The following is a 237-nucleotide window of genomic DNA, read 5'->3' on the forward strand; positions in this document are numbered from 1 at the left end:
CCACCAGGAAAGCCCAAGTACAGGCACGTAAAGCAATTCATTTTTCAGAAAAAACTTCAGAAAGGCAATTTTACGGTGTAACACCCGCTGCAAGATCAGTATGTCTACACAGCTTTGATGGTTAGATCGGAAGAGCGTCGAGGACGGAAAGAGTGTATTAGCCTGTTGATATATCGGTGTGAGCCCTAACAGTAAAAAAAAAAAAATACAGGGGCGGGGGGGGGGGTGGGGGTGGGG

The 237-nt window shown here is 47.3% G+C and carries 1 pseudogene; it reads right to left on the reverse strand.

What is annotated here, in order from left to right:
• Nucleotides 1-126: pseudogene (locus CWB98_RS24550) on the reverse strand (1-acyl-sn-glycerol-3-phosphate acyltransferase); the annotation flags it as partial.
• Nucleotides 127-237: the final 111 nt, after the last annotated feature.

The sequence above is a fragment of the Pseudoalteromonas rubra genome, from assembly GCF_005887115.1.
GTDB classification, from domain to species: domain Bacteria; phylum Pseudomonadota; class Gammaproteobacteria; order Enterobacterales; family Alteromonadaceae; genus Pseudoalteromonas; species Pseudoalteromonas rubra_F.